The 8,677-nt window shown below is 58.9% G+C and carries 5 protein-coding genes; 3 read left to right on the top strand and 2 right to left on the bottom strand.

Annotated elements, in window-relative coordinates:
• Positions 1-3,067, bottom strand: a 3,067-nt coding sequence (dnaE, locus tag V3W31_07015; protein MEE9614688.1) for a DNA polymerase III subunit alpha, incomplete at its 3' end; no start/stop codon positions are given.
• 80 nt (positions 3,068-3,147) lie between these two features.
• Positions 3,148-5,052 (bottom strand): tetratricopeptide repeat protein, encoded by a 1,905-nt coding sequence (locus V3W31_07010; GenBank protein MEE9614687.1) that lies wholly within the window; start codon positions 5,050-5,052, stop codon positions 3,148-3,150.
• 229 nt (positions 5,053-5,281) lie between these two features.
• On the opposite strand from V3W31_07010, the gene V3W31_07005 reads away from it, so the two are divergent.
• The 3 genes from V3W31_07005 to eno all read left to right on the top strand — a co-directional run.
• Positions 5,282-6,085, top strand: a complete 804-nt coding sequence (locus V3W31_07005; GenBank protein ID MEE9614686.1) for a glycerophosphodiester phosphodiesterase family protein — start codon at positions 5,282-5,284, stop codon at positions 6,083-6,085.
• Positions 6,085-8,325, top strand: a complete 2,241-nt coding sequence (locus V3W31_07000; GenBank protein MEE9614685.1) for an LTA synthase family protein — start codon at positions 6,085-6,087, stop codon at positions 8,323-8,325. The genes V3W31_07005 and V3W31_07000 overlap by 1 nt, the downstream gene beginning before the upstream one ends.
• 125 nt (positions 8,326-8,450) lie before the next feature.
• The coding region (gene eno / locus V3W31_06995) for a phosphopyruvate hydratase (protein ID MEE9614684.1) at positions 8,451-8,677 on the top strand (227 nt) is incomplete at its 3' end.

The following is an 8,677-nucleotide window of genomic DNA, read 5'->3' as shown; positions in this document are numbered from 1 at the left end:
GGTCGCCTTTTTTCGTCCGGGTCTCCCTTATCCCCGCTATCATCCCGCCGAGCGAGACCTCGCTCCCCTGCCGCCTATCCTTAAGGCTCCCTGTCGTATCGCTCGCGCGGAGCTCGAGCTCCTTCGCTCTGCCCGTAAGCGGGTGCGAGGAAATATAAAAGCCGAGTGTCTCTTTTTCGTAAGCGAGGAGTTCCTTATCCGGCCACTCCGGGAGGTCTTGAACGGGATCGGCCTCCCGGACCGCGTCGGCCCCGTTGCCACCGCCAGCGTCGCCGAAGAGTGATGTCTGCCCGAGTTCCCTGTCCTTATGTATCCTCTGCGCGGTCTCGAGCGAGCGGTCGAGCGAGGCCATAAGGGCGGCCCTCGAACTCTTCGTGAAGTCGAACGCCCCGCACTTAATAAGGCTCTCGACCACCTTCTTATTGGACTTCCTCAGGTCCACCCGGCTCATAAAATCCATGAGCGAGGCAAAGGGGCCGCCACTCTCTCCGTCCCGCACCGTGAGCATGGACTCGATGGCCGCGCTCCCAACGTTCTTCACTGCCGCGAGCCCGAACCTGATCGTGTTCCCCTTTACGGCAAAATCGACGGCGCTTTCGTTCAGGTTGGGCGGCAGGACCTCTATAGCCATGTCCTTGCACTCGCCCATGTACTTCATTACCTTGTCGGTGTCCCCCATGTTGGCCGATAGGAGCGCGGCCATGAACTCCACGGGGTAATGGGCCTTAAGGTAGGCCGTCTGGTAGGCGATAAACGCGTAGGCCGCGCTGTGGCTCTTATTGAAGCCGTAACCGGCGAAGTTCGCCATGAGGTCGAAAATCCTCTCGGCCTTCTTCGGCGGTATCTTCTTGGCCCTGGCCCCATCCAGGAATTTTTCCCTTTGCTCGAGCATCACCTCCGGGACCTTCTTGCCCATGGCCTTCCTCAAGACGTCCGCCTCTCCGGGGGTGAAGCCGGCCAGCGACCTGGCTATCTCCATCACCTGCTCCTGGTAGACCATGACCCCGTAGGTGTTCTCGAGTATGTCCTTCAACTGCGGGACCTCGTAGGGTATGGACGCCTTCTTGTGCTTCCGCTTTATGAAGTCGTCGACCATGCCGCTCTGGAGCGGGCCGGGTCTGTAGAGGGCGACCGCCGCCATAAGGTCCTCGAAGCTCTCGGGCTTGAGCTTCCTCAGGAGGTCCTTTATCCCGGAGCTTTCGAGCTGGAATACCCCGTTGGTGTTGCCGAGCCCCATAATCCGGTAGCTCGGCTTGTCGTCGAGGGGGAGAGCGTCGATCTCGATCTCCACCCCGTGGTTCCGCTTCACCTCGTCCACGGTCCTGGCTATGACCGTGAGGTTCTTCAGGCCCAGGAAGTCGAACTTGACGAGCCCTATCTTCTCGACGTCGTTCATCGGGAACTGCGTGGTTATTATGTTGTCCTTCTGGCCCATGTAAAGGGGGAGGTGCTCGACGAGCGGCCTGTTGGAGATGACCACGCCGGCGGCGTGCGTGGAGGCGTGGCGGGGAAGCCCCTCGAGGGAGCGGGCCGCCTCTATTAGCTCCTTAACGCGTCCGTCGTCCTCAACGAGTTTTTTGAGCTTCGGCTCCTCCTTAAGGGCCTTGTCTATGGTTATGTCGAGCTGGTTCGGGACGAGCTTGGCGATCCTGTCCACCTCGGCGTAGGGCATGTCAAGGGCCCTACCCACGTCCCTTATGACGGCCCTGGCCTTCATCTGCCCGAAGGTTATGATCTGCGTGACGTTATCCGCGCCGTACTTCTCGGTGACGTACTTTATCACCTCGTCCCTGGCCTCGATGCAGAAGTCTATGTCTATGTCCGGGAGGCTGACGCGGTCGGGGTTCAGAAAACGCTCGAAGAGGAGGTTATAGCGTATGGGGTCGAGCCCGGTTATGCCGAGCGAGTAGGCCACGAGAGAGCCCGCGGCCGAGCCCCGGCCCGGCCCGACCGGGATGCCCATCTTCCTCGCATGGTCTATGAAGTCCGAGACTATAAGGAAGTAGCCGGGAAAACCCATGCCGTTTATGACCTTGAGCTCCTTCTTGAGGCGGTCGTAATACTGCCACTTGACCGACTCGACATCTCCACCCTTCTCCCTCATGGCGGTGAGCCTGCGGTCCAACCCCCTCTGCGCCTTTGCCTCCAGGTGGCTCGTCAGGCTATCCCCCTCGGGCACGGGGAACTCCGGCAGGTGGTACTCCCCGAACCTCATCTCCATGTTGCAGCGCTCGGCTATCTCCACCGTGTTCTCTATGGCCTCGGGGACCTCCTTGAAGGCCTCCTCCATCTCGCGCGGGCTCTTGAAGTAGAACTCGTCGGTCTGAAAGCGCATCCTGTCCTTCGCGTTTACCGTGGTGCCGGTCTGTACGCAGAGCAGTATGTCGTGCGCCCGCGCCTCTTCTTTCGTAAGGTAGTGGCAGTCGTTGGTCGCCACAACCGGCAGGTCGAGCTTGCCGCTTATCTCGATGAGCCCCTTGTTGACCTTCTTCTGCTCCTCCATGCCGTTACTCTGGAGCTCAAGGAAGAACCTCCTGTCGGAGAATATCTCGCGGTACTCCCCGGCCGCCTTTACGGCTTTATCCGTAAGCCCTCTGTTCAGGAGATGCGAGACCTCGCCGTGGAGGCACGCGCTAAGGGCTATCAACCCCTCTCCATACTCGCTCAAGAGTTCCTTATCGACCCGGGGCTTGTAGTAAAAGCCCTCGAGGTAGGCCTTGGTAAGGAGCTTGCAGAGGTTCTGGTAGCCCTTTGCGTTCTTTACCAGGAGGACCAGGTGGTAGGCCGACCCGTGCCCCCCTCCTCCCTCTCCCCTCGAAGGAGGCGTCCTGTCGGTACGGTGGCCGGGCGCGACGTAGACCTCGCAGCCTATGATGGGCTTTACCCCGGCGGCGGTCGCCTTACGGTAGAACTCCACGGCGCCGAAGAGGTTTCCGTGGTCGGTCATGGCCACGGCCGGCATCTTGTATTTGCGGGCGAGCTTAAAGAGCGCCTCGGGCCTTATGGCGCCGTCGAGGAGACTGTACTGGGTGTGGACGTGGAGGTGTACGAACCTTGAGTGCTGCATAACGCCTCTGAGATTAACATATTCCAACGGATTTTTGTAGTGCTCTTTACGTTCCCGTCAGAACCGCCTCACCGTTACATTCACTGTCCGCCGCGCCCGTGCTCAAGCCTCTCCATGCCGCCCAGGGCGACCCTGTCGCCGGGGTCGATCCCGAGCGCCCTTTCGAACTCCTCCCCGGCCTTCTCCCTGTCTCCCCTCTGCATATAGAGTTCGCCTAGGGCCGAGTGGGCAAAGGCCAGACGAGGGTTTATCTCTACAACCTTAAGCATCTCCTTTAACTCTTCCTCCGGCCTGCCGAGCCCGTAGTAGAGGAAGGCGAGAGAGAGGCGGGCCTCCTCGTTATCCGGGTTTATCGAGAGATTGCGCTTAAGCTCCGCCAACGCCCCCATGGTCTTGTCGTGGTCCGGGAGGTAGCGCCCGAGGTAGGCGGGGTTCATTTCATTGGGCCTCGCGTAACGGTACTCGAACTTCTTTATGATACCCTCGTTAACGGAGTTCCTCCGCGCGTAGACTACGGCCACCCTGTCCCAGTAGATAAGGGCCCACTCCGGGTTGGCCTGAAGGTGCGGCATCCTCTCCTTCCCCCCGTAGTCCCTCGAGTACTCGAGTATCACCCAGTCCAGGGCGTATCTCTGAACGAGCCTCTCCCACACGTCCGGGTCGGAATGGGCGTCGAGGTACTCCCTGTAAAGCTCCTCGCCGTAAACGTCGTTCCTGCCGTCTATGAAGACTTTATGGGCGGGGAAGAGGTTCCAGGCGAGGTAGCCGCCGTATCCGATGGAGTTATACATCCTGCCGCGTATATCGTTCTCGACGAGGAACTCCACCGCCGTTACGGGGAACACCCTCTCCTTCAACCCCAGGCCGAAGGCGTAGGTACCGCTCTTCAGGACGGTCGAGTGGAAGAGTACCGCGAGAGCGAGGAGCACGGCAACGGCCACAGGGAGCCTGTTGCCGCCGCCGGAGCGCTTCGGGAATATCCGCCGGGAGATCTCGGACCAGCCCCCGGCCACCATGGGCGCGACGGCCAGGGAAAACTCGGCGGTGAGCCGCACCCCCTTAAGCGCCTGGTAGAAAAAGAGGCAGAAGATTATAAGGTCGGTCAGGTCCGACCTCCCGCGCCGGTAGAGGAATATAGCTATGGACGACAGCAGTAGCACGGAAAAACCCCATGTGTACCTCAGGCTATAGCCGGTAAGGTGCGAGAGGGTCAGGGCCTGCCACTCTCCTATATTCCGCATATAGGTTTCCTGCCCCGTCAGCATGAAGGGGAAGAGATATATCTTATACCCCGCCGGGTTTATAACGGAGACCGCCGTCACCGCCAGCGCCGTAACGGCCAGTGCCTTGACACCCCTCCTCCCGAGAGAAGGACCCCGGCCGAGGAGGTGCTTAAACCCCTCTCCGGCGAAGAACGCCCAGACGACGGCCATACCCAGTATGTTGCTCGGGTGGAGGTTCACCCAGAGGAGCTGGAGCAGCGGGAGCACGTAGAGATAGTTCTTCTCCTTTAACCTGTGGAGGTTCAGGATATAGAAGAAGAGGGGTATAAGGAGGAACTCGAAGATATGGGGCCTGACGAAGAGCCGCATCCTTATGGCGAATACCGTTACGAGCAGTACCGCCAGAATGATGAGTATATTCCGGGGTTCATCGCCGGAGACGAGCCTCATGTTGAGGTAGAGGACGAGGCAGAGCGCGGCTACAATGAGGGCCTTGAAGAGAATCAGCCCCCCGAGCCCCGCCACCCCGTGCACCCCGAAAAAGAGCACCCCGCTCAACCACGAGATAGTGGTCATCTGCTTTACGGGCGTGAAGGCGAACGGGTCTACCGCATGTGTTATCTTTCCCGTCTCGACTATGTACTTGCCCATGGCGAGATGGTAGAAGGTATCGTAATCGGAGAGTTTCGAGACCCCGACCAGAAAAGCGAATAAGATGAGCGCGCCCAGCAGGACGGCTTCCAGTGTCCTTTCCCGTGTCACCCGTTCTCCTTTTTCCACCTCGTCTTCCTGTCTCGTTCAAGGCATAAGATACCGCGCGGAACGGTAGGAGGTTATCATATTTCGAGCGACCATGATAGCGCCCGGGATAATGCCTTGACCATGGCGTTCCGCGTGCGGTAATATGAAAGTTATACTGGACATTACATGCTCCCTGCGGGATCGGCGAGAGGACTTTTTCAACAACTCCCGTGTGTTCCTGTCCGCGCATATGACACTTACCTACAGGAAAATAAAGTCATTCTTTGCCCAGGCCTTCCTCGTCTGTCTTTTTACCGCAACGACGGCATGCTCCGGCCCGCCTCCCCTTATCGCTCACGCCGGAGGCGGCATCAACGGAAAGAGTTACACCAACAGCCTCGAAGCCCTGGAACTTAACTACGCGAAAGGGCACCGTCTCTTCGAGTGCGACTTCGAGTGGACAAGTGACGGGCATCTGGTATTGATGCACGACTGGAATAAAGGCTTCGAGGCCCTCTTTGGCGACCCAAAGCCTGTTCCCTCCCTGGAGGGCTTCTTGAGATTGAAGATGTCGGGGGGACTTACGCAGCTCTCACTAAGAGGCCTGATAGAATGGTTGGATGGGCACCGGGACGCCCGTATCGTTACGGACGTGAAGAGGAAGAACATAGAGGCCCTGACCTCAATAAGGGACAGGTACCCCGAACAGCTCGGCCGCTTCATACCGCAGATATACAGCTTTTCGGAGTACCGTATCGTCAGGGGCCTCGGCTATGAAGACATAATACTGACGCTCTACAGGACGAGCGCCACGAACGACGAGGTGGTCCGGTTCTCCGGTAATAACGAGCTTTACGCGGTGACCATGCCCGCCCCGAGAGCGTTCTCCGGCCTGCCCGGGAGGCTTAAGGCCGCGGGTGTATTTGCATACGCCCACACGGTAAACAACCCCGGCTTAAGAGACAGGCTGTTCGCAGCCGGTGTCGGGGGACTTTATACCGACTTTATGGTGCCGCCGGCCTCGGAGCGGGAAGAGGTCGCGGGGGAAAAATAGTGGCTTCGGTATCCGGATACCTCATCCTCTTTGCCTCACTCTATCTGCCGCCGGCCGTACTGCGCGCGTTACTCCTTATTGAGAAGGAAAGCACCTTAGGTCTCCATGACGTCCACGGCTTCTTTTCCGACATGGTCGTGGTCCTGTTCCTGGCTGCGGCGGTATCGTGGCTTTCCAGGTTATGGCGGGTGGGAGGGGTTGTTCTGGCGGTTGTCTGGTGCGTCCTGAATTACGGCAGCTACGAACACGTAAAGACGCTGAACTCCCTCCCGCTTCTGGCCAATGCTGGCTACCTTGCGGACCGGACTTTTCTTATGGGGTCGGTCGTTTCGATATCGAGGCCGCTGCTCCTGGGCGTAGTCCTTCTCCTGTCGGGCCTTACGGCCCGGCTCGCGTTCCGCAAGGAAACGGCGGCCTTCAGTGGGAGCGTATTCCTCGTCCTGGCCCTCGTCACAGCGGGTCTTAACGTTGCCTGGCAAAAAGACCATGGGATCCTCGGGTGGCGCCAGGCAAACTTCGCCTATGAGAACCTGCGTTGGAGCTCGCTTCGCTCTGCGGTGAAGGGGCGCGCCGACTCTCTTCCCGCTGCGGAGTTCAATGGCACTCCCGTTTTAAAGCTCGACAACGCAGGGCAAAACGTTCTGCTCGTGATGCTGGAAGGCGTCTCCGGGGCCTACCTCGACCACATAGCCGAAACCCACGGCATCGGGTCCGCCATAAAGATGCCGCGCTTGAACGAGCTGGCCGAAAATAACGTCGCGTACAGCACCTTTATCTCCAACCAGCGGCAGACCAACCGCGGCGAGTATGCCATACTCTGCGGCGACTACCCGCGGTTTTTAGCCGCCGAACCGGCGATGAGCGAGAGCGTGCGGACCGGGGCGGAGCTTACCTGCCTGCCGGGCATCCTCAAAGACGCCGGCTACGATACGGTCTACCTGCAGGCCGCGCCGCTGGGCTTTATGATGAAGGACCAGTTCATGCCAAAGGCGGGCTTTTCGAAAACTTACGGCGACGAGTGGTTCAAAAGCCCATACAAGAGAAGTGAGTGGGGGGTGGACGACCGGGCCTTCTTCGAGCAGAGCCTTGAGATGGTGAGGAAGCTGCAGTCGTCGGGCAGGCCGTGGTTTTTGACCATGCTGACGGTCGGAACCCACCACCCGTATGCAGTGCCCCGCGGCTACAAGTCCCCGTACCCCGAGGGCTCATCCGGGGAGGCATTCAGCTACCTTGACCGGGCGGTGGGAAGCTTTTTCAATTCCCTGGAGGAGGAGGGCCTTTTAAAGGATACACTGGTTCTGCTCACCTCGGACGAATCCGCCGGTATCGGCAGCGGCGCGAACGACGTGAGCAAGATGCTGAGCCAGAGCTGGGGATTTCTAATCGCCATCCCGCCCACCGGGGAGCGCATGAGGATCGACGAAAGGTTCATGCAGGTCGACCTCGCGGCCTCGACGCTGGACTATCTGGGGCTCGATAAGCGGGCGGCAGCGGCCTTTACCGGACGGAGCGTATTCAGAAGCTACGAGAAAGGCCGGGACATCTTTTTCTCTAACATCTACCTCAATACGAGCGGTATGGTCGGTCCGGACGGCAACATGTACCTGTGTGAAGCGAACTACCGGGCGTGCTTTAAGTTCAGGGCCGGCAAAGCGGGCCTCTTCCTCCCGGGCCAATGGGAGGTGGTCCGTGGCGAACAGGCGGTCGCGCTTTTTGAAAAGATGGCCGGGAAGCGTCCGCTACCCACGGGGGACGGGACCTTTGACATAAAACTTGTTGAGAAACAATCCGTCACGTTATTGGACTCACCGTTCCAGAGAATCTTTGGGGGCCAGCAGTTCACTGTTCCCGCAGGGACCCGTATCGACGTTGACATGAAAATAAATATCCTGGACGGCAACGGAAAGGTGGTGATCTATCACGACCTTATAAGCCAGAAAGATACGCACAGAAGATCCGAGAGCACCCATACGTGCTTTTTGGCACAATCACTCCTCCTCGGGGCAGGAGACACCTTAAGCTTAAGATACACGTACTACTCGAAAAAAGAGCTTAAGGAGATGGAGGCCCGGCTTATCGGCAGGATAGCCGGGGACGGGGACTTGAAGCTACGGGTTGTGGAAGCCGTTATGAGGCTCAGCCCCGCCGAGACTGTTACGGACTCAGTGCCGAAGAACAGTGTGCGGGAGGCTTCAGTCAATGGCCTGCCCGCAAAGATGTATGTCTCGTGGGGCAAATAACGCAGGGTGCTGAAGGCGACAGCCCGCAGCATGCCCCGGGGCTGTTTTGCTCTTGCTTTTTTTTACCCGCAACGTATAATAATTAAGATTGGAAGTGAAAAGCACCGCTTAACCAGGGAGGACGCATGACGACCATCATCGACGTTTTCGCAAGAGAAATACTGGACTCTCGCGGCAACCCCACCGTGGAGGTGGAACTTATAACCGAGGGGGGGTTCACCGGGAGGGCGGCGGTGCCTTCGGGGGCCTCCACCGGAAAATTCGAGGCCGTGGAGATAAGGGACGGCGCGAAGAGGTATCTCGGTAAGGGGGTTTTGAAGGCCGTAAGGAACGTCGAGAAGAAGATAGCCCC

This window comes from Thermodesulfobacteriota bacterium, assembly GCA_036482575.1.
Classification (GTDB): domain Bacteria; phylum Desulfobacterota; class GWC2-55-46; order GWC2-55-46; family JAUVFY01; genus JAZGJJ01.
The sequence above is the reverse complement of the archived record's forward strand: the minus strand, read 5'-3'. Positions and strand labels throughout refer to the sequence as shown.

Coding starts and splice junctions, on each gene's coding strand:
- V3W31_07005 (MEE9614686.1), top strand. CDS start 5,282: ATGACACTTACCTACAGGAAAATAAAGTCATTCTTTGCCCAGGCCTTC.